We start from the raw sequence: 20,475 nt of genomic DNA on the forward strand, positions 1-20,475 counted from the left end.
CCATGTATTTCCCAGTATCCTGGCTTGTGCTTAAATAGCTAAATCGGTTTAACGTTATTTAGCTATGAGGATTACATGGAAAAGATCTGGGTGCTTGGCGACGCGGTTGTGGATCTTCTGCCGGATGGTAAGGGCAGATTACTGCAATGCCCCGGGGGCGCACCGGCCAATGTCGCGGTTGGCATTGCCCGCCTCGGCGGCAAAAGCGCGTTTATCGGCAGAGTCGGTGATGACCCATTCGGCAGGTTTATGCAAAAGATGCTTGCGGACGAACAGGTCGACGTTCAGTGGATGCGGCGGGACCCGCAGCATCGCACATCAACGGTGGTGGTTGATCTGGACGAACAGGGTGAACGCTCGTTTACGTTTATGGTACGCCCGAGCGCCGATCTGTTCCTGACATCTGATGATCTCCCGCCATTTCAGGTTGGGGAGTGGCTGCATGTCTGTTCGATTGCCCTGAGCGCAGAACCCTCTCGTTCCGCTACACTTCAGGCAATGGAAACCATCAGAAAGACCGGTGGTTTTGTCAGCTTCGACCCCAACATCCGCCACGATCTCTGGCGTCATGATGCCGAGTTGCGCCAGTGCCTTGCGCAGGCATTGACCAAAGCCGATGTGGTGAAACTTTCCGTGGAAGAGTTGAGCTATTTAACGGGGGAGCATCAGGTACAGGACGGTCTGACGGCGTTAATGCAAAGCTGTCCTGCCAGTCTGGTGCTGGTAACTCGGGGTAAAGAGGGGGTGATTACCTGGCATGAGGGCACGATGACCCACTATCCCGCGACGTCAGTGGAATGCGTTGACACCACCGGCGCAGGGGATGCCTTCGTGGCGGGACTTCTCTACGGACTGGCGTCAGCAGGCTCTGCCATTCCCCATCATCTCCCCCCGATAATCGGACTCGCACAACGCTGCGGCGCACTCGCCACAACGGCCAAAGGGGCAATGACTGCACTGCCGTATCTCCACGAACTGTAATATCCCTCCGCAGGCTGCCTATCGGTGGCCTGAATTGTTGCCCTGATCACAATTGTTAAACCGGTTTAGCAAAAAGCATTGCCGATTCAGAATCCATCAGTTTAGTATCACTTTCCTAAACCGGTTTAGCTGATTAGCAATATTCAATAACTTCTTTCAGGATGCGACAAAATGTATAAAAAACGCAGAATTGCCGTGATGATAGGCATGCTGATCGGCAGTACCTCTGTTCTTGCCCAGACGGATATGACGAGTATCGAATCACGCCTTGCGGCGCTGGAGCAGCGTCTTCAGGACGCAGAAACCCGCGCACAGGTGGCTGAGAAACGTGCCATAGCAGCAGAACAAAAAACGCAGCAGTTGGTTGCCGCCCAGCAACAGGCGCAAACCATCACCCGGGAGGTGGCGCAGCGGACTACCGCGCTGGAAAAGAAAGCCGATCAGAGTAGTGGATTTGAGTTTCACGGCTATGCTCGTTCCGGCCTGCTGATGAACGACGCAGCCTCGAGCAGCAAAAGTGGCCCGTACCTGACGCCAGCCGGGGAAACAGGCGGGGCGATTGGGCGTCTGGGGAATGAAGCAGATACCTACGTCGAGCTAAACGTGGAACACAAGCAGACCCTGGACAACGGCGCAACCACGCGCTTTAAGGCCATGCTGGCCGACGGGCAGAAAACCTATAACGACTGGTCAGCGGACAGCAGTGATCTCAATATTCGCCAGGCCTTTGCTGAACTGGGCAATTTGCCTGATTTTACCGGTGCGCTGAAAGGCAGTACCTTCTGGGCGGGAAAACGTTTTGACCGCGATAACTTTGACATTCACTGGCTGGATTCTGACGTGGTGTTCCTGGCCGGTACGGGCGGCGGTGTGTATGACGTGAAGTGGGACGACACGCTGCACAGTAACTTCTCTGTCTATGGGCGCAATTTTGGCAGCGAGGAGGAGATCGACAACAACGTTCAGAACTACATCCTCAGCATGAACCACTTTGCCGGACCGTTCCAACTGATGGTGAGTGGTCTGCGGGCTAAAGACAACGATGACCGTAAAGACAGCAACGGTGACCTGATTAAAACTGATGCGGCGAATAACGGTGTTCACGCTATGGCTGGCCTGCACAACAAGAGTTTCTACGGCCTGCGGGAGGGATCTGCCAAAACGGCGCTGCTGTATGGCCACGGCCTGGGTGCGGAAGTAAAAAGTATTGGTTCCGATGGCGCACTGCTGTCTGAAGCTGATACCTGGCGCTTTGCCAGTTATGGTGTCACGCCTCTGGGCGGCGGCTGGCATATTGCACCTGCAGTCCTGGCGCAGAGCAGTAAAGACCGTTACGTCAAAGGCGACAGCTATGAATGGGTCACGCTCAACACTCGTCTGATTAAAGAGGTCACGCAGAATTTCGCCCTGGCGTTCGAAGGTAGCTATCAGTACATGGATTTGAATCCTGAAGGCTACAAAGACCGTAATGCGGTCAACGGGAGTTTCTACAAGCTGACTTTCGCCCCGACATTAAAAGCAGGCAAGATCGGCGATTTCTTCAGCCGTCCGGAGCTGCGTCTGTTCGCCACCTGGATGGACTGGAGCAGTAAACTGGATAACTACGCCAGCGATGACGCCTTTGGCAGCAGCGGCTTCAATGCTGGCGGGGAATGGAACTTTGGGGTTCAGATGGAAACCTGGTTCTAAGCCTTCACGCTCCTGCGTGGCGGGAGCGTTTTAAACACCATAAAAATGAAGTCAGGCAGAGGTATATATGGATTTTGATAATATCGCCCGCGAACTCATCCCGCTGCTCGGAGGCAAAGAGAACATCGCAAGCGCCGCTCACTGCGCAACGCGTCTGCGTCTGGTTCTGATTGACGACGCGCTTTCCGATCAGCAGGCCATTGGCAAGGTCGAAGGGGTGAAAGGCTGTTTTCGTAACTCCGGGCAGATGCAGGTGATTTTTGGTACCGGTGTGGTTAACAAGGTCTACGCCGCGTTTATTCAGGCTGCGGGGATTAGCGAATCCAGCAAGTCCGAAGCTGCAGATATCGCCGCACGTAAGCTGAACCCGTTCCAGCGTATTGCTCGTCTGCTGTCTAACATCTTCGTGCCAATCATTCCTGCCATTGTGGCGTCCGGTTTGCTGATGGGCCTGCTTGGGATGGTAAAAACCTACGGCTGGGTGAATGCGGATAACGCGCTTTACATCATGCTGGATATGTGCAGCTCGGCGGCGTTTATTATTCTGCCGATCCTGATTGGCTTTACCGCAGCCCGGGAATTTGGCGGTAACCCGTATCTGGGGGCGACGCTGGGTGGCATTCTGACGCACCCGGCGCTGACCAACGCCTGGGGCGTGGCGTCCGGCTTCCACACCATGAACTTTTTCGGTTTTGAAATCGCCATGATTGGCTATCAGGGAACCGTGTTCCCGGTACTGCTGGCGGTGTGGTTTATGAGCATAGTGGAGAAACAGCTGCGCCGGGCGATCCCGGATGCGTTAGATCTGATCCTGACCCCGTTCCTGACTGTTATTATCTCCGGCTTTATTGCGCTGTTGATCATTGGCCCTGCGGGCCGCGCGCTGGGAGACGGTATCTCCTTCATCCTGAGTACCCTGATTGCTCATGCAGGCTGGCTGGCCGGGCTGTTGTTTGGTGGTCTGTATTCGGTAATTGTTATTACCGGTATTCACCACAGCTTCCACGCCATCGAGGCCGGACTGCTGGGGAATCCGTCGATAGGCGTTAACTTCCTGCTGCCAATCTGGGCGATGGCGAATGTGGCGCAAGGCGGGGCGTGTCTGGCGGTGTGGTTCAAAACCAACGATGCCAAAATCAAAGCCATTACATTACCGTCGGCGTTCTCTGCGATGCTGGGCATCACCGAAGCGGCGATTTTTGGTATCAACCTGCGCTTCGTGAAGCCGTTTATCGCGGCGCTGATCGGTGGCGCGGCGGGCGGTGCTTGGGTGGTGTCGGTGCATGTCTACATGACCGCCGTGGGACTGACTGCTATTCCGGGCATGGCAATAGTACAGGCCAGCTCGCTGCTTAACTATATTATCGGCATGGTGATTGCTTTCGGTGTGGCGTTCACCGTCTCCCTGCTGCTGAAATATAAGACGGACTCTGAATAATGACTTTAGCTTCCCGCTGGCCTGCCGTGTTGCAGGCAGTAATGCAAGGCCAGCCGTGTGCACTGGCGGACAGCCATTATCCGCAGTGGCATCCCGCGCCGGTAACGGGGCTGATGAACGATCCGAACGGGTTTATCTGGTTTGCCGGGCGCTACCACCTGTTTTATCAATGGAACCCACTGGGCTGCGATCATCGCTATAAGTGCTGGGGACACTGGAGCTCCGTGGATCTGGTGCACTGGCAGCACGAGTCAATTGCCCTGATGCCCGACGAAGAGTATGACCGTAACGGCTGTTACTCCGGCAGCGCCGTGGATAACAACGGCGTGCTGACCCTGTGCTACACCGGTAACGTCAAGTTTGACGACGGCGGTCGCATCGCCTGGCAGTGTCTGGCGGTGCAAAATGACGATGGCAGTTTTACCAAGCAGGGGCCAGTGTTGCCCCTGCCGGAAGGGTACACCGGGCATGTACGGGACCCGAAGGTGTGGTGCCATGATGGGCAGTGGTACATGGTGCTCGGTGCGCAGGATCTGCAAAAGCAGGGCAAAGTGCTGCTGTTCACATCCGATGATTTACACCACTGGCAGCCCTGCGGTGAGATTGCTGGACAGGGCGTGAACGGTCTTACGGACTCCGGGTATATGTGGGAGTGTCCGGATCTGTTTGCGCTTGATGAAACACATGTGTTGATCTGCTGCCCGCAGGGGCTGGCGCGCGAACCGCATCGCTATCTCAATACCTATCCGTCAGTCTGGATGAGCGGGGCATTTGATTATGAAACGGCTTCGTTTGCCCACGGCGAGCTGCATGAGCTTGACGCCGGTTTTGAGTTTTATGCGCCACAAACCACGGTGGCGGAAGACGGAAGACGCATCCTGATCGGCTGGATGGGCGTGCCGGACGGTGAAGAGATGCTTCAGCCCACATGTGCGTACGGCTGGATCCACCAGATGACCTGCCCGCGGGAATTGAAGTATCGCGACGGCAGGCTCTGGCAAACGCCTGCCAGAGAACTTGAACAGCTTCGCGAAGCCGAACACCAGTGGCAGGGCCGCGCCAGCGATGCGCCAGAACTGGAGGCGACGCGTCTTGAGTTTGAACTGAGCACTTCGTACGTGAATGCCGATTTTGCCGGCGCGTTGCGTCTCACGGTCGATGACTACGGTGTGCGTCTGGAACGCGCCAGTCTGAAAAACGGTGAAATGTTGACCCGCTACTGGCAGGGCGACGTCAGCCATTTACGCGTTCTGTGCGACAGCTCCAGTATTGAAATTTTCATCAACCATGGCGAAGGGGTGATGAGCAGCCGCTATTTTCCTGACCATCCGGCCCGGGTACGCTTCGAAGGTGCGTCCGACATCACATTACGCTACTGGTCGCTGCGCCGCTGCATGATAGAATAGGAGTTTTGGCAGCCGGATCTAAGTCGTTGTGAGAAAAACAAAACGCGTCACAATAAAAGACATCGCGGAACTGGCGGGGGTCTCAAAAGCCACTGCCAGCCTGGTACTGAACGGACGCAGCAAAGAGCTACGGGTGGCGGAAGAAACACGGGATCGTGTACTGGCTATTGCAAAAGAGCATCACTACCAGCCCAGCATTCACGCCCGCTCGCTGCGTGATAACCGCAGCCACACCATTGGTCTGGTGGTTCCGGAAATCACCAACTACGGTTTTGCCGTCTTTTCTCACGAACTGGAAACCCTGTGCCGGGAGGCGGGCGTTCAGTTGCTGATTTCCTGTAGCGATGAAAACCCAGGCCAGGAGACCGTAGTGGTCAATAACATGGTGGCGCGCCAGGTGGACGGGTTGATTGTCGCCTCCAGTATGTTGAATGATGCGGATTACCAGAAACTGAGCGAGCAGATGCCCGTGGTTCTATTTGATCGCCACATGAACGACAGCTCTCTGCCGCTGGTCATCACCGATTCGATTACTCCCACGGCTGAACTGGTGGCGGATATCGCCCGCCAGCATCCTGACGAGTTCTACTTCCTCGGCGGTCAGCCGCGGCTTTCCCCGACGCGTGACCGTCTGGAGGGGTTTAAGCAGGGGTTACGTGAAGCCAACGTTGAACTGCGCCCGGAGTGGATCATCCACGGCAACTATCACCCTGGTTCCGGTTATGAGATGTTCGCTGAACTTTGCGCCCGACTGGGACGTCCGCCTAAGGCGCTGTTCACCGCCGCCTGCGGGCTGCTGGAAGGGGTGCTGCGCTATATGGGCCAGCACAATCTGCTGCAAAGTAACATGCGGCTGGCCAGCTTTGACGATCACTATTTGTATGACTCACTCACTATTCCTGTCGATACCATCCGCCAGGATAATCATCAGCTGGCATGGCACTGCTTTGATCTTATTGGCAAATTGATTGAAGGGGAAAACCCGGAACCTCTCCAGCGTAAGCTGAAAGCAACACTGCAACGGCGATATAAAACAGAAAAACAGACGCAATAGTCTGTCCTGACACGTTAATAAAAAGAATCGGAGAACCACTGGCTAACGGTATTTTTTTCAGACACGAAACTCAAATTTTAAACTCTTCGGGATAACGCTTACCGTCCATGGGCACCTCTTTTTAAGCCATCTTAAACGACTCTGAGGTGTCTGTTAAACCCGTGGCGATTCAGGATTCAAGCCATTCGGCACCTATATTGATAAGAAGTCTGCGTATCCGTGGCGATTCATATTGGTAAAACGGATAAAGTTAACTGTGCCCCCAGTTGAGTCCAGCATTCAGTCATGTTTTCATCGGATCAATACCAATTATTTTACTTGAATTTAATGGGGTTTTAGAGTGAATGCCAAAGAAGTATCGGTGAACCTACCAACATTATAAGATTTTTTTCGCCATTAGGGCTGTGGGTTAAAAGCCTTACCACCCGGCAGGAAGGCGGTAAGGTCAGGAAAAAAGTGGCATAAAAGATGAGAACAAATACCTGAAAGGAGGGGGATGAAACTCTCTGTCAAAGTGCCTTAAAGGACGTAACGAACGCCGAACACAAATTCATTGTTGACCAGGCGTCCACGCATATTTTCATCCTGTAGAGCACGGGCGTTTACAAAGGTGTTACGGCCGCTTTCGATATTGCCCATATCGACATAACGATAAGTGGCGTACAGGGTCAAATCGTTAATAACTTCATAAGAAGCACCCGCACCAACGGAGTACGTAAAGTTGGTTTGCGTGTTGCCGGCGAACTCGCGGGTGTCATTACCCTGCCAGCCACCTACTTTCACTTTCGCTACACCGGCGCCAGCCGTTGCGTACAGGGCGAATTTATCGGGAAACTTAAACTGCGACTTGAACAGCGAGACCGTGACAAGGTTGGCCGCATGGCACACCGGATTAACGGCGGTGCACGGATGATGAATTATACGCCGCTGAAAGAGACCTGTGAGGCGCTTGAAGTTGCCTGCAATAACGAGCAGGACTGGGAAACGATTGAACAGTTGGTCGAATGTGTGCTGGAAGATATGGTGCGCTTTAATAAGTGGCTGGCAGAAAAATCTTAACCCCCTCCGGGCAGTTATGAACTGTTTGAAAGAGGGCGATAAACAGCAGCTGTCTGGCTGACGCCTTCTGCGCCAGCATGCGGTTCTGCCGCTCAGGGATATATTACCCACTGCGGTTTATAGCCCGTATCTTATTAACAGAGTCATTTAGCCGAAAGTTCTCTTCGGATGATTTCTGCGCCTGCGCTTAGGGCATCGAGCTTACCTCTGGCTACCTGACGAGATAAGGGTGCCATACCACAGTTGGTAGAAGGATAGAGCTTGTCGGCATCGACAAACTGAAGCGCTTTACGTAACGTACTGGCGACGTCCTCTGGTGTCTCAATGGTATTGGTTGCCACGTCAATGGCTCCTACCATGACTTTTTTACCGCGAATCAGTTCAAGCAGATCCATTGGAACATGCGAGTTATGACATTCCAGTGAGATGATATCGATATTAGACGTTTGCAGTTTGGGAAAAGCTTCTTCATATTGTCTCCACTCTGACCCCAGCGTCTTTTTCCAGTCGGTATTGGCTTTGATGCCATATCCATAGCAGATATGCACAGCGGTTTCGCATTTTAGCCCTTCAATGGCTTTTTCTAATGCGGCGATCCCCCAGTCATTCACTTCATCAAAAAACACATTAAATGCGGGCTCATCAAACTGGATTATATCGACACCGGCAGCTTCTAACTCTCTGGCTTCCTGATTGAGAATTTTTGCAAATTCCCAGGCCAGCTTTTCGCGGCTTTTATAGTGGGCATCGTAGAGCGTATCGATCATCGTCATAGGCCCTGGCAGCGCCCATTTAATTGGCTGACGAGTGAGCTGGCGTAAATACTTTGCATCTTCAACAAAAACGGGTTTTTGACGCGCTACCGCATCAACAACGGTCGGTACGCTCGCATCATAGCGATTACGAATTTTAACAATCTGACGTTTCTCAAAATCAACGCCGCTGAGGTGTTCAATAAACGTGGTGACAAAGTGTTGGCGCGTTTGCTCGCCATCACTAACAATATCAATACCTGCCCGTAGTTGATCATCCAGGGACAAACGTAGCGCATCTTGTTTTCCCTCGATTAATTCCTCATTTTGCAATTTCCAGGGCGACCAAAGCGTCTCAGGTTGAGCAAGCCAGGAAGGTTTAGGTAAACTGCCAGCCGTTGAAGTGGGTAGTAATATTTTCATAATCGATGACCTTTTATTTTCGGTTAATCAAAGAGCGTAGTGAGCAGACCATTTTTCAAGAATATCTTTGTATGGTTTGATGAAATGCTCTTCTGTAAACTTTCCCTGCTCAATAGCCAGCTGGCTGCGTTCTTCCCGATCATAAACAATTTTTGTTAATGAATGATCCTGGTGGTTCAGATTTGGTTGATAGCATTGACCTGCGGCGGCGTTGGCATTGTAAATTTCAGGTCGGTAAATCTTCTGGAACGTCTCCATCGTGCTGATGGTGCTGATAAGTTCAAGATTCGTGTAATCACTAAGTAAATCACCAGAAAAATAAAAGGCTAAAGGTGCAACGCTATTTTTTGGCATAAAATAGCGAACCTGCAAATCCATTTTTTTGAAGTATTTCTCAGTTAACGAAGAACCACCTGGCTGGTATTCGATACCCAATACAGGATGCTGATTCCCAGTCCGATGATAGATATCGTTACTTGACACGCTGAGACATATCACAGGTGGTTTTTTGAAATGCTCTTTGTATTCATTTGAGTTTATGAAATGTTTAAATATGTTACCATGCAAATCACCAAAATTATCTGGAATGCTAAACTCAGGTTTGTTTTTGTTATGCTCTGGCAGTAATACGCTAAAATCATAATCTCGCACGTAAGAGGAGAAATTATTCCCGACAATACCTTCAAAACGTTCGTTGTTCTTTTTGTCAATAATATTGGTTTTTAATATTTCAATTGCGGGGAACGTATCGCTGTTGCTATCAACGTTAATATTCATCGCAACAGAAATGATATCAAGTTCCACAGAATAACGATCGCTTTTGGGGTTATCCCAATACGCCAGTGTATTGAAGCGATTGTCAATCATCACTAACGTGTTGCGTAAGTTTTCCTGGCGGTTCTTTCCTCTGGCCAGATTCGCAAAGTTGGTAGTAATACGCGTATTTTCAGAAGGGTTATAATGTTCATCGAAGCGACTGCTTTTGATCGTAAATGTAAAATCGTTATTCATCGTGATCCTGCATCCTAAGTCATGATATGAAAACTGAATTAATTTATTGATTTTACAGAGTTACCTGACTTTATTATTTAGCAGTCTTCATGTTATCAATAAGTGAGTAAGGTCTCTTTTATGCCAGAGTCACTGGATGAGTGAAAGAGACTTAATTTCATTACAACATGAGTCATATTCATGGTCTGCTGTATGGTCAAACCCGGTCATGCTTGTAATCGATTAAGTTGAATAGTGATTCTTCTGACTGACCGGTTCACCTGGCTCTGTTATTCAAGCGCAGCTGGCAGGAGGCTGTGCAGCAGAACATTAGCGCCTTTTTCTGCCCATTCCGGCTGAATGTTTTCTGCCTCGTTATGGCTGATGCCTTTTTCGCAGGGGATAAAAATCATGCTGGCAGGCGCGATTTTGCTGATATAACAGGTATCGTGACCGGCGCCGGACACCATCCGTTTGCTGCTGTATCCCAGTGCCTGGGCCGCGTTTGCGCTGCGCTGTAGGCAGGTCTCGTCAAATGCGATGGGGGCGTAATCGAAGATACGTTCCACGTCGAGCTGAATGCCGCGCTGATTCAGATCGGCGGTTGCCTTGCGAAGCGCCGTTTCCATTGCCTGGAGGGTGGCAGTCTGTGGATGACGAAACTCCACGCTGCAATGTACTTCCCCTGGCACTACGTTACGCGATCCCGGTGAAATCTGCGCCATACCGATTGTCGCTCTGCCGTTTGGTTCGTGCTGATTGCCAATATCCTCCACCGCCAGCGTCAGACGGGCGAAGGCGGTCAACGCATCGCGGCGGCTGGCCATTGGCGTGGTGCCGGCATGGGCGGCAAATCCGCGAATTACAACGTTGAACCAGCGCTGGCCCATAGCGGCATGCACCAGGCCGATATCAATACCTTCCTCTTCGAGAATCGGGCCTTGCTCGATATGTAGCTCGTAACAGGTGTAGACAGGGAAGGCGACGGCGGGCTGGTCGCCACGGTAACCGATGGCCTCAAGCGCTTCGCCGACGCTGATGCCATCCTGATCTTCACGCGCCCACGCGTATTGTTGTGTGAACTGCCCGCTCCAGACGCCGGAGGCCAGCATTGCTGGCGCGAAGCGCGCGCCTTCTTCATTGGTCCAGTTGACCAGTACAATATCGCGTTCGGTCTCTATGTTCTGATCGTTTAAAGTACGCAGCACTTCCAGCCCGGCCAGCACGCCGTAAATTCCATCATATCGCCCACCCAGCGGCTGAGAATCAACGTGTGAACCGGTCATCACCGGCGCAAGCTGTGGTTTTTTACCGGCGCGGCGAATAAACATGTTGCCCATGCTATCGATTTCGCAGCGGAATCCGGCTTCCAACGCCCAGTCGCGCAGTAAATCACGGGCGAGGCGATCCTCATTGCTTAATGCCAGTCGGGTGACGCCACCGGCTGGTGTGCCGCCGATTTGCGCCATTATCTCAAGCGTCGACCATAAACGCTCTGCATTCACGCGGATCATACGTCTTCCTTTTTGGTGCGATAGCGAAAGTCACAGCATGCGCCACCCTGCATGATGGTGGTCGTACGGGTCAGCTCCACGTCGGGCGCGTAGCCGACGATAAATTTCTCATCGCGGGCGCAGGAGAGCAGGTGGCCAATCTCACCGAGGCCCATCTCGTGGTACATCTCGGCATAACGGCAGCGGGTGACGTTATAGTTGTACTGCTTGTCGTCGGCGTCGATCACTTTGACATCCAGCGCGTTATCCTTCTCCCACAGGTATTGCAGGGCGATAAAACTCTTCACGTCTGTGCCATTCGGCTCCTTGCGCGCAAATTCTTTACCGGCATCGATCGCCGCCTGCTCAATGGCTTCGCCAATGACCGCCTGGGCGCGGGCTTTCCCTATCTCGCGCACCAGGATTTCATAGATTGGTTTAATAATCTCTGCTTCTATTTTGCGGCGGGCGAGAATGCCCAGCTCATTATTATCACTCATCACATTGCCTCACTGCGTTACTTCGTTTTGGCGCCGCCCAGTACCGTTTGCGGCTGCCATTTACCATCCACGACTTTGTAGACGGTGAAAGACGGCGATTTCAGGTTGCCTTCATTATCAAAAGCGATCTGCCCGGTAACGCCGGAATAGCTTATTGCGCGCAGAACCGGCAGATACTCAGCCGGATCGACAGAGTCGGCTTTTTCCATCGCAGCAACCAGAACGCGGGTGGCGTCATAGGCGAACGGGGCGTGGAGTTCAATATGGGTGTGGTAGCGAGACTGATACTCTTGTTCGAACGCCTTACCGCCCGGCATTTGCTCAACCGGCAGGCCCGGCTCCAGCGCCACGACGCCTTCACCTTCTTTCTGGGCCAGTTGTAGGAAGGTCTGGCTGACGAAGCCGCCTGCGCCCATCAGCGTGGCGTTCATACCCAGCTGTTTGATACGACGCGCCAGCGGCGCGGCCTGGCTATCCACGCCGCCGAAGAAGATCAGGTCAGCATTTTTGCTACGAATGGCGGTCAGCACGGCGCTGAAATCCACGGTTTTGTCGTCAACGTACTGACGGTCAACAATCTTCACGCCCTGCGCTTCAAGTGATTTTATAAACTCGTCAGCCAGCCCCTGACCGAATGCGGTACGGTCGTCGATCACGGCAATACGTTTTGCCTTCAGGGTATTCACCGCGTACTGACCGGCAAACTGGCCGCCGTCGTCGTCATGCCCCATCACACGGAAGCTGGTATCAAAGCCCTGTCTGGTATAGGCATGACCGGTGGCAACGGGCGCGACCTGGGCGATACCCGCATCGTGATAAACGCGTGCCGCCGGAATACTGGTGCCGGTATTCCAGTGGCCGACCACGCCCGCCACGCCGCTATCGACCAGACGCTGCGCCACAGCCACGGCAGTGCGCGGGTCAGACTGATCGTCTTCAGATTGCAGCCTGAAGGTCACCGCTTTACCACCGATGGTCGGGTGCTGCTTGTTGATATCGTTAATCGCCAGTTGGGCGCCGTTCTCCAGATCTTTACCAATACGGGCAGACGGGCCGGTAAGCGGGCCTGCAAGACCGATGGTCACGGTTTCGCTTTTAGCTGACCATGCACCTGTAGAGGCAAAACTACTGAGCAGAATAGCGGCGCTGAGCGCACTGATTTTTACTGTTTTCATTGTTTTTCCCTGCTGTTGGTGAGTGTGTTAAACAGGCATTTCGCCCAAATAAATCTGTGCAATTTGATCGTCATTAAGCATCGCTTTCGACTCGCCGTGATGCACAATGCTGCCGCTGTCCATCACCCAGGCGCTGTCGGTTACTTCCAGCGCCAGTCGGGCGTTTTGTTCAATGAGCAGCAGGGCGACGCCGCATGCGCGCAGCCCGGCGATCACGGTAAAAATGTTTTCCACCATCCTGGGGGCTAACCCCATAGACGGCTCGTCGAGGATCAGCAAACGCGGGCGGCTCAGCAGGGCGCGGTTGAGCGCTAACAGCTGCTGTTCGCCGCCAGAGAGCAGTCCTGCAAGCTGGTGCTGGCGTTCGCCAAGACGCGGGAAACGCTCAAAAATCTCTGCCATTTCGCGCTTAACGCTGGCGGCGTCACGCCTTAACCATGCCCCCATCTGCAAATTTTCAAGCACCGTCATGCGGGCAAAGATGCCGCGACCTTCCGGCACCATCACCAGCCCGTTGCGCAGCAGCGTCTCCGGTTTCTGTTTGCGTACGGCTTTGCCATTGAACTCAATGTTGCCGTTAAAACTTTCCAGCCCGGTGATGGCGCGCACGGTGGAACTTTTACCCGCGCCGTTGGCGCCAATCAGCGTGGCTTGTTCACCCTCATGCAGGGTAAAGGAGATATCGCGAACGGCCTGAATACCGCCGTAATGCACATCCAGGCGTTCCACCTTCAGTAACTCAGACATGCTTATTGCCTCCAAGCCAGGCTGCGATAACTGCCGGGTCGCGACGCACGCTATCCGGCGTGCCGCAGGCCAGCGTTTTGCCGTAATCGAGCACCGTCAGGCGGTCGCAGATGTTCATCACCAGCTTGACGTCGTGCTCGATCATCAGCAGGGTTTTGCCATCTTCACGAATACGGATTAACAGCTCGCCAAGCGCGACCTTCTCGGCGGCGTTCATCCCCGCAGCAGGTTCGTCAAGCGCCAGAAGCAGCGGATCTGTAGCCAGCGCGCGGGCGATCTCAAGACGACGCTGGTGGCCATAGGCCAGATCGCAGGCGCGGTAATGGGCAAACTTTGCAATGCCGGTGTACTCCAGCCAGCGCCAGGCCTGTTCGCGGGTTTGCGCTTCTTCCTCACGGGCGCGTTTATGGCGGCTCAGTGCAGCCCATAGCCCATTACGGGTACGAACGTGGCGACCGACCATCACGTTTTCCAGCACCGACATCTCGTTGAACAGACGCACGTTTTGAAAAGTGCGTGCAATCCCGGCGGCGGTGACTTTCTCTATCTGTTTTGGGTAATAGGGTTGGTCTGCAATAAAAAACGCCCCCCTGTCTGCCGGGTAAAGCCCGGTAATCAGGTTAAAACAGGTGGTTTTTCCGGCTCCGTTGGGGCCGATCAGACCGTAGATCTCGCCTTTATTAATGGAAAGCGAGACATCGTCCACGGCGGTCAGGCCGCCAAAGCGTTTGGACATATTGCTCACGGTTAACAGGCTCATGCTTTCACCTCTTTGTGGCGAACCGGCCAGATACCGGATGGGCGAACCAGCATCACCAGCACCAGTGCAAGGCCGTAGAAGAGCTGACGCAAAATTTCCGGGTCAATCAGTACCGTACCGAACAACATCTGTTGAACAGGGGCCGCCTGGCTACGGAGCAGTTCCGGCAGAGCGGTCAGCAACACCGCACCGAGGATCACGCCGGGGATATGGCCCATACCGCCCAGCACCACCATCGCCAGCACGGCAATGGACTCTTGCAAGGTGAAGGATTCCGGGGAGACAAATCCCTGAAACGCGCCAAACAGTGCGCCAGCGACGCCGCCAAACGAGGCGCCCATAGCAAAAGCCAGCAGCTTATAGTTGCGCACGTTAATGCCCATCGCGCGGGCCACGTCTTCGTCCTCACGAATCGCGTGCCAGGCGCGACCGATACGTGAGTGTTGCAGGCGCAGGCAGACAAAAATGATCGCCACAATGACCAGCATCAGCAGGTAGTACCACAGCCACAACGCGGGCACTTTAAAGCCGAGCCAGTGATAAACACCGCTGAACTTCAGGCCAAACAGGTTAAGCGTATCCACGCCGGTGATGCCTTTGGCGCCGTTGGTGATATTCACCGGACGATCGAGGTTGCGCATCAGAATGCGGATAATTTCGCCAAAGCCCAGCGTAACAATTGCCAGATAATCCCCACGCAGCTTCAGCGTCGGTGCGCCAAGCAAAATGCCGCATACGGCAGCGACCAGTGCCGCAGCCGGAACGATCAGCAGATACGAGGTATGTAGCCCGTCCGGGAACCAGACGGTGAGGATTGGGAACACCTCAGACAGATGGGGAGAGGCCAGCAGAGCGGCCAGATAAGCCCCAACGGCATAAAAGGCAATAAACCCCATATCCAGCAGGCCGGTATAGCCCACGACGATATTAAGCCCCAGCGCCAGCATGATGTAGAGCAGGGCGAAATCGATCACGCGGACCCAGTAGTTACCGCCAAGCTGACTGGCAACGACAGGAGCGATCAGCAATGCGATGCAGAACAAGGTCATGCCTGACCAGAATTTGCGCGTCGTGGCTGGAGCTTGCAGTTGTACGGTTGTCATTGATTTTCCCTTACGCTCTGTGCGCCACGCGCTCGCCCAACAAACCTGCCGGACGGAATACCAGCACCAGGATCAACACGATGAAGGCAAACACGTCCTGGTAATTACTGCCAAAGACGCCGTTAGTGAGTTCACCGAGATAGCCCGCACCCAGCGCTTCTATGACGCCCAGTAAAATCCCGCCGATCATCGCGCCGCGAATATTGCCAATGCCGCCAAGCACGGCGGCGGTGAACGCTTTAATTCCGGGGAGAAAGCCCATTGAGAAGCTGGCGTTACCGTAGTTGCTCGCCATCATCACGCCGGCCAGCGCCGCAAAAATGCCGCCGATAGCAAACGTCAGGGTGATGATGGCGTTTGGGTTAACGCCCATCAGCGTGGCGACTCGCGGATTCTCTGCCACTGCGCGCATGCCTCGCCCGAGGCGAGTGTATTCAACCAGCAGCCACAGACCGGTCATGACTGCCAGCGCCAGCCCGACGGTGACAATGCCGGTGAGAGTGATAATCGCGGGTGGATGAGTTTCGCCGCCGGAGGTCACGGCGATCGGGGCCATCGACAGGATCTGCGGGAACATCAGCGGGTTGCGGGTCCAGACGATCATCGCCACGGTTTGCAGTAATACGGAAACGCCGATACCGGAGATCAGCGGAGCCAGCCGTGGAGCGTTACGCAGCCTGCGATAGGCGAAACGTTCTACCGCCATTGCCAGCAGGGCGCAGACGGCCATCGCAATGAGCAGCGCTACACCGAGTTGCAGTAACTGCGGCATAGCAGGGAAGGTATGATTCAGGACATTGATGGCGGAGAGCGTAGTAAGCGCGCCAACCATCAGGATATCGCCGTGAGCAAAGTTAATAATACGCAAAATACCATACACCATGGTATAGCCCAGCGCGATCAGCGCGTAGATGCTGCCCAGCATCACACCGTTTATCAGTTGTTGTATGAGTGTGTCCAACGTTTGTACCCGACAAATTGCTCTTTCAGTGGGTACCATCCAATAATTGAATAAAATTGTAAAATACACATATATTATTTCTTATGATAAACAGATATTTTCATATCTTAATGATTAATATGATTATTTTATTAATCACAAAACAAGGTTACAGCCTAAAGAAATCAATATATGAATAAAACAGAACAATTGACGACATTGCCCTCCTTTGCGGAGAGTCGCCTTGCCAACGATCCTCCGTTGCGGGCGGTGCGCGCCTTTGAAGCCATTGCCCGGTTAGGAAGCGTGACGCAAGCCGCGAGGGAACTGGCGATTTCGCCATCTGCGGTTAGCCATCAGCTCAAATTACTTGAGGGATATCTGCAAATCGCGCTCACCGAACGGCATGGGCGACGACTGGCGCTGAGCCAGCAAGGGCGTGAATATTATCGTTCGATCCGTGCGGCGTTTAACGTTTTGCGTCAGGCGACGGAGCATCTGGTGGAGCAGGAGCAGACCCGGCAGGTAACGATTAGCTTGATTCCGCTTTTTGGGATGGGCTGGTTTATTCCTCGCCTGCCGATGTTTATGCGCGCGAATCCGCATACCGAGATTAACGTGGTGTATGCCAATCACCGCAACTATCTGAGTGATGCTTCAGACATGTCGATCCGCTTCGGCAATGGCAACTGGGCGGGATACCAGAGTGAAAAACTGATTTCCGGGCGCATGGTGCCAGTATGCAGCCAGGCGTTTTTGCGACTGCATGGTCATATTGATACCCCGGAGCAACTGATGCAGATGCCGCTGCTGCATGATGAAGAACGAACCACCTGGCATCAATGGTTTATTCAGCAGGGCGTGAAGCGTTCCCCGCCGCGCAGCGGCCCCTTGTTTGAGGACGGTCTGCTGACGCTGGCGGGCGTACAGGCAGGACTGGGATGCGCCCTGATGCGCGAACCCCTCATTATGCCGTACCTGGACAAAGGCGAGCTGGTGAAGATTTTCGATCTGCCAATAGATGACGGGCGCGACTACTATTTGTGCGTCCGCCAGGATAGTGAAATGACGCAGGATGGCAAGCTATTACAGAATTGGTTAAGGCGCGAAGCGGCTACCGTATAACGACATCACCGCGTATGAAGCGAGTTGGGGGCGACATAATAAAATGCCGTTTTCAGCGCAGCGTTGCATAACCTCTGGAGAACGCAATTTCTTCCCGGTCGCAGACGACTTGCCAGGCGTCTGCTGACGGGGTGATAAATCCCCGCAGCCCCAGAGGCCGTAATAGCGTGGCGTCGCGCTCTGTATTCAGCGTCAGCAGCGCCGTTTGCAGTGCCGTAATGGTCTGTGGATTAACGGTATCGCTTGCCACCAGTAAAGGCATCGGTGCGGGAACGCTGCGCGTCAGTATGCGCACATGGCGCGTTAATTCCGGCTCATACCGGCACAGAAGCGACCAGGCATAGCTGTCCAACGGGCCGACATCCGCTTCGCCCGCCGCCAGCGCTTCCACCACGCGTCGCGGGGTGATTAGCGGCCCGACAAGCGTGCGATAGAGCGTCTTTCGCGTCTCGTTAATGTATGCCGACAGATGATAGCGTACCGCGTTATAGCCGGAGTGCGACTCCGGGTTGGTATACGCCAGCCGCCCGCCGAACGTCTCTTCCAGACATCTGGCGGTAGACGATGTCGGCACCATAAATAGGGTGCGGTAGTGCCCTGGAATCCCTTCTCTGGCGGCCTCTTCCGTAACCGGCGCGGCCACCGGGCGTACCGAAAAGCGCCGCTGCGCGAAGGGCCAGCCGCACATGAATACCGCCAGCAGATCGGAACGAGCCCATAGCCCCTCCAGCCTGGCCGGGGCCGGGTAGTCAACAATCTCTGCCGTCAGCCCGGCGCGGCGCACGGCTTCGGGCAGGAGTCTTTTCCACCCCTCCGCCGCAGCCGGAGTTACCGAGTACATTCTTGCGTTAACAATCATCGGTATCGTAGCTCCTGACCAATACCCAGCGCATGCGCTTTCTTCAGCATCGTATGCCCCAGCGCAATATCGCTTAGCGACAGCCCCCGGTGCCAGAAGAGGATGGTTTCATCATCATTTTCACGGCCTGGCTTCGTGCCCGCGACAATGTCGCCCAGCTCGGCATGCAGGGTATGCTCACTTAATTTTCCCGCTTCTACGTGGGCTCGCAGTGAACCAAACATGCCGCCTTTGCACTGCCCCCAGTCGTCCACCACCAGCTTGTCCATCATGTCGGTGAGCGACAGTTCCACGGCGCTCATGGTGCCGTAGGGCACAACAAAGGCGCCGGGCTTTATCCATTCTGTTTTTAACAGCGGCGTAGGCGCATTAAGACGCGAGGCTTCGACCACAATATCCGCGCCGCGCACGCAGCTTTCCCAGTCATCAGTAACGATGATTTTTTTGCCGAGATCCTGCTCCAGACGGCGGGCAAATGCGGTACGGCTTTCCGGGCGACGCGAATGAATGCGGATTTCATCAAAATCATAAATGCTGTTGAGCAGACGAACGTTCCACCAGGCGGTTCCCCGCGCGCCGATATGTCCCAGCACTTTACTGTTGCGGCGGGCAAGGTGGCGTGCGCCCAGCGCGGTAAGCGCGCCGGTGCGCATATCGGTGATCGCTGACGCGTCCAGAATGGCGACCGGCATCCCGGTGCGCGGATCGAACAGGTTCAGCAGCGCCATTTCCGAGGGCAGCCCGAGCGTATAGTTATTGACGTAATCGCCGACGATTTTTACCCCGGCGAGTCCCAGCGGTTCGATATAACCGCGCAGCACGTTAAAGTGGCCGTTAAACGCTTTATCGGGAATTAAATGCATGCGCGGTTCAATGACTGTTTTTTTCTCTCCCTGTGCCCGCAGCCCGTCCTCCACCGCCGTGAGGATTTCTGTATCCGTGAGCTTCAGTTGGTCAACGTCGAGGCCGTTTAGCCAGGTTAAATGGATGGGTTGAGTCATAGATTTCTCTCACTGATAGCATGGTTCGCATCGGGTCGTACGTGGGTGAAAAGCCGCTGGCGAGTTAATACGCCAACGGGCGCGCCGCATTTGGTGACGGTGATGCTGTCGGCGCGCCGGGAAAGCATCAGCGCCAGCGCATCTTTCAGGGTAGCGTTGACGTCAAGCCGTTGTGGATGGTCAGCGCTCAGAGACGTTTCCATCGCCTGGGCGACCGGGGTAATAGCAAGAAGTTTCAGCGCCGCATCGCTGCCGACAAAAGCCGCGACGAACTCATCTGCCGGGGCCGAGAGCACTTCAGCGGGCGGGGCATACTGGCACAGGCGTCCTTCGCGCATAATGGCGATGCGATCGCCCATTTTGATGGCCTCATCAAGATCGTGAGTGACGATAATCACCGTCTTTTTCACGCGTTGCAGAATCTGCTTAAACTCGGTCTGTAATCGCCCGCGAACCAGCGGATCGATGGCGCCGAACGGTTCATCCATCAGCATGACCGGCGGGTCCGCCGCCAGTGCGCGGGCAACGCCGACCCGTTGCCGCTGACCACCGGAAAGCGCGGCAGGAAATCGGCTGGCGTATTGCCGGGCATCCAGCCCGACCAGTTCCAGTAATGTTTCCACTCGCGCCTGAATACGCGAGGCGCTCCAGCCCAGCAGGCGCGGCACCGTGGCAATGTTGTCCGCGACGGTCATATGCGGGAACAGTCCGACGTTCTGAATAACGTAGCCGATATGCCGACGCAGCATCACCGGATCTTCCGTTGCGACGTCGCGCCCATTTACCCGGACACGCCCGGAAGTGGGTTGTTCCAGCCGGTTGATTAAGCGCATGGTGGTGGTTTTACCGCAGCCGGAAGGGCCAATCAGGGCCGTGGTGGTTCCCTCTTCAAACGTCATGGAGAGATCGTCAAGCGCTTTACGCGGCGAACCAGGATAAATTTTGCTAATATTTTCCAGTGTAATCATTACATTAGCCCT

The 20,475-nt window shown here is 54.3% G+C and carries 20 protein-coding genes; 7 read left to right on the plus strand and 13 right to left on the minus strand.

The annotated features are described in order from the left end of the window. Positions 1–75 precede the first annotated feature (75 nt). The 5 genes from cscK to OGX81_RS03415 all read left to right on the plus strand — a co-directional run bounded on the left by cscK (position 76) and on the right by OGX81_RS03415 (position 6,568). Positions 76–981, plus strand: coding sequence for a fructokinase (gene cscK / locus OGX81_RS03395; RefSeq protein ID WP_012133766.1), 906 nt, complete (start codon positions 76–78; stop codon positions 979–981). Between the two features lie 171 nt (positions 982–1,152). Further along, positions 1,153–2,670: a carbohydrate porin gene (locus OGX81_RS03400; RefSeq protein ID WP_047458720.1), complete on the plus strand. Its 1,518-nt coding sequence runs from the start codon at positions 1,153–1,155 to the stop codon at positions 2,668–2,670. A gap of 67 nt (positions 2,671–2,737) precedes the next feature. Beyond that, a complete protein-coding gene (locus OGX81_RS03405) occupies positions 2,738–4,108 on the plus strand; it encodes a sucrose-specific PTS transporter subunit IIBC (RefSeq protein WP_012133764.1) in 1,371 nt (456 codons plus the stop codon). Continuing rightward, positions 4,108–5,514: a sucrose-6-phosphate hydrolase gene (locus OGX81_RS03410; protein ID WP_012133763.1), complete on the plus strand. Its 1,407-nt coding sequence runs from the start codon at positions 4,108–4,110 to the stop codon at positions 5,512–5,514. Before OGX81_RS03405 ends, OGX81_RS03410 begins: the two co-directional genes overlap by 1 nt. Before the next feature lie 28 nt (positions 5,515–5,542). Next, on the plus strand, positions 5,543–6,568 hold the full coding sequence (locus OGX81_RS03415) for a LacI family DNA-binding transcriptional regulator (protein WP_012133762.1): 1,026 nt from the start codon (positions 5,543–5,545) through the stop codon (positions 6,566–6,568). Between the two features lie 519 nt (positions 6,569–7,087). Here OGX81_RS03415 and OGX81_RS03420 read toward each other — a convergent pair. Next, entirely contained in the window at positions 7,088–7,456 is a 369-nt protein-coding gene (locus tag OGX81_RS03420; protein WP_024130640.1) for an outer membrane protein, read from the minus strand. On the opposite strand from OGX81_RS03420, the gene OGX81_RS03425 reads away from it, so the two are divergent. Continuing rightward, positions 7,448–7,627: an Hpt domain-containing protein gene (locus OGX81_RS03425; RefSeq protein ID WP_047458716.1), complete on the plus strand. Its 180-nt coding sequence runs from the start codon at positions 7,448–7,450 to the stop codon at positions 7,625–7,627. The two genes, OGX81_RS03420 and OGX81_RS03425, sit on opposite strands and share 9 nt — an antisense overlap. 143 nt (positions 7,628–7,770) lie before the next feature. Here OGX81_RS03425 and OGX81_RS03430 read toward each other — a convergent pair whose 3' ends face one another. The 9 genes from OGX81_RS03430 to OGX81_RS03470 all read right to left on the minus strand — a co-directional run bounded on the left by OGX81_RS03430 (position 7,771) and on the right by OGX81_RS03470 (position 16,531). Then, on the minus strand, positions 7,771–8,802 hold the full coding sequence (locus tag OGX81_RS03430) for a methionine synthase (protein WP_104869049.1): 1,032 nt from the start codon (positions 8,800–8,802) through the stop codon (positions 7,771–7,773). 27 nt (positions 8,803–8,829) lie between these two features. Next, complete coding sequence (locus tag OGX81_RS03435) at positions 8,830–9,813, minus strand: DUF1852 domain-containing protein (protein WP_104869048.1); 984 nt, start codon at positions 9,811–9,813, stop codon at positions 8,830–8,832. A gap of 269 nt (positions 9,814–10,082) precedes the next feature. Beyond that, the gene (locus OGX81_RS03440) at positions 10,083–11,306 is read right to left on the minus strand and encodes a Zn-dependent hydrolase (protein ID WP_104869047.1); all 1,224 of its coding nucleotides are present in this window, start codon (positions 11,304–11,306) and stop codon (positions 10,083–10,085) included. Then, complete coding sequence (locus OGX81_RS03445; RefSeq protein WP_012133757.1) at positions 11,303–11,785, minus strand: L-2-amino-thiazoline-4-carboxylic acid hydrolase; 483 nt, start codon at positions 11,783–11,785, stop codon at positions 11,303–11,305. Before OGX81_RS03445 ends, OGX81_RS03440 begins: the two co-directional genes overlap by 4 nt. Positions 11,786–11,802: 17 nt before the next feature. Next, positions 11,803–12,960, minus strand: coding sequence for a branched-chain amino acid ABC transporter substrate-binding protein (locus OGX81_RS03450; RefSeq protein WP_058668647.1), 1,158 nt, complete (start codon positions 12,958–12,960; stop codon positions 11,803–11,805). Positions 12,961–12,987: 27 nt separating this feature from the next. Further along, positions 12,988–13,707: an ABC transporter ATP-binding protein gene (locus tag OGX81_RS03455; protein WP_058668648.1), complete on the minus strand. Its 720-nt coding sequence runs from the start codon at positions 13,705–13,707 to the stop codon at positions 12,988–12,990. Then, positions 13,700–14,467 (minus strand): ABC transporter ATP-binding protein, encoded by a 768-nt coding sequence (locus tag OGX81_RS03460; RefSeq protein WP_012133754.1) that lies wholly within the window; start codon positions 14,465–14,467, stop codon positions 13,700–13,702. The genes OGX81_RS03455 and OGX81_RS03460 overlap by 8 nt, the downstream gene beginning before the upstream one ends. Continuing rightward, entirely contained in the window at positions 14,464–15,570 is a 1,107-nt protein-coding gene (locus tag OGX81_RS03465) for a branched-chain amino acid ABC transporter permease (protein ID WP_049010604.1), read from the minus strand. Before OGX81_RS03465 ends, OGX81_RS03460 begins: the two co-directional genes overlap by 4 nt. A gap of 10 nt (positions 15,571–15,580) precedes the next feature. Further along, positions 15,581–16,531: a branched-chain amino acid ABC transporter permease gene (locus OGX81_RS03470; RefSeq protein ID WP_024130638.1), complete on the minus strand. Its 951-nt coding sequence runs from the start codon at positions 16,529–16,531 to the stop codon at positions 15,581–15,583. Positions 16,532–16,702: 171 nt separating this feature from the next. Between OGX81_RS03470 and OGX81_RS03475 the strand changes: the two genes are divergently transcribed. Then, positions 16,703–17,635 (plus strand): LysR substrate-binding domain-containing protein, encoded by a 933-nt coding sequence (locus OGX81_RS03475; RefSeq protein ID WP_047458702.1) that lies wholly within the window; start codon positions 16,703–16,705, stop codon positions 17,633–17,635. A 52-nt stretch (positions 17,636–17,687) separates the two neighbouring features. Here OGX81_RS03475 and OGX81_RS03480 read toward each other — a convergent pair whose 3' ends face one another. Genes OGX81_RS03480 through OGX81_RS03490 form a run of 3 tightly spaced genes read right to left on the minus strand, consistent with a single transcriptional unit; the run spans position 17,688 to position 20,463 of the window. Next, positions 17,688–18,494 carry a phosphate/phosphite/phosphonate ABC transporter substrate-binding protein gene (locus OGX81_RS03480; RefSeq protein WP_104869046.1) on the minus strand — a complete coding sequence of 269 codons (807 nt, stop codon included), beginning with the start codon at positions 18,492–18,494 and terminating at the stop codon, positions 17,688–17,690. Further along, the gene (locus OGX81_RS03485; RefSeq protein WP_104869045.1) at positions 18,491–19,495 is read right to left on the minus strand and encodes an ornithine cyclodeaminase family protein; all 1,005 of its coding nucleotides are present in this window, start codon (positions 19,493–19,495) and stop codon (positions 18,491–18,493) included. Before OGX81_RS03485 ends, OGX81_RS03480 begins: the two co-directional genes overlap by 4 nt. Then, complete coding sequence (locus OGX81_RS03490) at positions 19,492–20,463, minus strand: ABC transporter ATP-binding protein (RefSeq protein WP_104869044.1); 972 nt, start codon at positions 20,461–20,463, stop codon at positions 19,492–19,494. Before OGX81_RS03490 ends, OGX81_RS03485 begins: the two co-directional genes overlap by 4 nt. Between the last annotated feature and the right edge of the window lie 12 nt (positions 20,464–20,475).

Origin of the sequence: Citrobacter sp. CK206, from assembly GCF_030333125.1 — a bacterium.
GTDB classification, from domain to species: Bacteria; Pseudomonadota; Gammaproteobacteria; order Enterobacterales; family Enterobacteriaceae; genus Citrobacter_B; species Citrobacter_B koseri.

What these genes read in the sequence shown, in the direction of transcription:
- cscK (WP_012133766.1), top strand. Translation starts at nt 76, where the DNA reads ATGGAAAAGATCTGGGTGCTTGGCGACGCGGTTGTGGATCTTCTGCCG.
- OGX81_RS03400 (WP_047458720.1), top strand. Translation starts at nt 1,153, where the DNA reads ATGTATAAAAAACGCAGAATTGCCGTGATGATAGGCATGCTGATCGGC.
- OGX81_RS03405 (WP_012133764.1), top strand. Translation starts at nt 2,738, where the DNA reads ATGGATTTTGATAATATCGCCCGCGAACTCATCCCGCTGCTCGGAGGC.
- OGX81_RS03410 (WP_012133763.1), top strand. Translation starts at nt 4,108, where the DNA reads ATGACTTTAGCTTCCCGCTGGCCTGCCGTGTTGCAGGCAGTAATGCAA.
- OGX81_RS03425 (WP_047458716.1), top strand. Translation starts at nt 7,448, where the DNA reads ATGGCACACCGGATTAACGGCGGTGCACGGATGATGAATTATACGCCG.
- OGX81_RS03430 (WP_104869049.1), bottom strand. Translation starts at nt 8,802, where the DNA reads ATGAAAATATTACTACCCACTTCAACGGCTGGCAGTTTACCTAAACCT.
- OGX81_RS03435 (WP_104869048.1), bottom strand. Translation starts at nt 9,813, where the DNA reads ATGAATAACGATTTTACATTTACGATCAAAAGCAGTCGCTTCGATGAA.
- OGX81_RS03440 (WP_104869047.1), bottom strand. Translation starts at nt 11,306, where the DNA reads ATGATCCGCGTGAATGCAGAGCGTTTATGGTCGACGCTTGAGATAATG.
- OGX81_RS03445 (WP_012133757.1), bottom strand. Translation starts at nt 11,785, where the DNA reads ATGAGTGATAATAATGAGCTGGGCATTCTCGCCCGCCGCAAAATAGAA.
- OGX81_RS03450 (WP_058668647.1), bottom strand. Translation starts at nt 12,960, where the DNA reads ATGAAAACAGTAAAAATCAGTGCGCTCAGCGCCGCTATTCTGCTCAGT.
- OGX81_RS03455 (WP_058668648.1), bottom strand. Translation starts at nt 13,707, where the DNA reads ATGTCTGAGTTACTGAAGGTGGAACGCCTGGATGTGCATTACGGCGGT.
- OGX81_RS03460 (WP_012133754.1), bottom strand. Translation starts at nt 14,467, where the DNA reads ATGAGCCTGTTAACCGTGAGCAATATGTCCAAACGCTTTGGCGGCCTG.
- OGX81_RS03465 (WP_049010604.1), bottom strand. Translation starts at nt 15,570, where the DNA reads ATGACAACCGTACAACTGCAAGCTCCAGCCACGACGCGCAAATTCTGG.
- OGX81_RS03475 (WP_047458702.1), top strand. Translation starts at nt 16,703, where the DNA reads ATGAATAAAACAGAACAATTGACGACATTGCCCTCCTTTGCGGAGAGT.
- OGX81_RS03480 (WP_104869046.1), bottom strand. Translation starts at nt 18,494, where the DNA reads ATGATTGTTAACGCAAGAATGTACTCGGTAACTCCGGCTGCGGCGGAG.
- OGX81_RS03485 (WP_104869045.1), bottom strand. Translation starts at nt 19,495, where the DNA reads ATGACTCAACCCATCCATTTAACCTGGCTAAACGGCCTCGACGTTGAC.
- OGX81_RS03490 (WP_104869044.1), bottom strand. Translation starts at nt 20,463, where the DNA reads ATGATTACACTGGAAAATATTAGCAAAATTTATCCTGGTTCGCCGCGT.